This window comes from Photorhabdus caribbeanensis (assembly GCF_018448885.1).
In the GTDB taxonomy this organism is placed as follows: Bacteria; Pseudomonadota; Gammaproteobacteria; order Enterobacterales; family Enterobacteriaceae; genus Photorhabdus; species Photorhabdus caribbeanensis.
Genome location: NZ_RCWB01000117.1, coordinates 1 through 943, shown reverse-complemented (window position 1 = coordinate 943; position 943 = coordinate 1). Strand labels below are relative to the sequence as shown.

At 59.0% G+C, this 943-nt stretch carries 1 protein-coding gene; it reads right to left on the bottom strand.

From position 1 onward, the window contains the following. The coding region (locus tag EAE90_RS23220; RefSeq protein WP_214055448.1) for a hemagglutinin repeat-containing protein at positions 1 to 943 on the bottom strand (943 nt) is incomplete at both ends.

Sequence of the window (943 nt, the reverse complement as noted above, 5' to 3'; positions counted from 1 at the left end):
TGCGGGCGGTTCTGGCTGTTTGCACCGCGCTGTTGACGGCCCCGCCTGCGGCGCCACTCAGCGCCACGGTTAAGCCGCTCTGTTTTTGTTCGGTTTTTGTCGTGGTGTGATGGCGATTTTCCGCGCTGGTGATATCGACCTGTTGACCGGTCAGCGTCAGGTCTTTACCGGCAATCACCTCGCTGCCGTGAACCCGGAGCTGTTCTCCGGCGTTGAGGGCCACGTTACCCTGACTGCTGCCGACCGTGCTGCCTTTACTCAGCTGGCTGTCACTGTCGGTGGTGACTTTCTGGCTGGCTTTGCCAACGGTGAAACCCATGCCGCCAGTGCCCATCAGGCCGGATTTTTTCTCCTGCCGCAAATGGGTTTCATCGTGCGCTTCCGCAGCGGTGGTGACGGTGAGCTGATGACCGGCGTTCAGGCTGACATCCTGCGTACCGGCGACATTGCTGCCGCGGATATTGAGGTCTTTACCGGCCTGTAGAGTCACTTTATCGCCACTGAATGTGGTGCTGAGCGCTTGCCGGTCATGCACTTCATCGTGGGTTTCCACTGACGATTTCGACAGCCAGCCTTTGCTGGTTTGCTTGCTGTGCTCCACTAAGTCGGATGAGGCCGTCCCGGTGGTCAGCGTCAGGTTATGCCCGGCCTGCGCCGTCAGTTGTTGACCGGCGTTGACATGAGCGGCGGTGGCGTTCAAATCCTGCCCGGCTTGCAGGGTCACATCACCGGCGCCGGTTATCTGGCTGCCGATATCCTGTTGCTGGGTCAGATAGCGATAGTTATCTTTCCCCCAATTCCCTTGCTCTGTGCGGCGCGTGCTTAAGGCGTCCAGCGTCAGGTTATGGCCTGCCGTTATCTCGGTGTGACCGTCTTTACCGGCATTTTTAACGTCACTGGCGGTGAGCTGAACATTGTTAATGGCGCTCAGCGATAAGGCGCC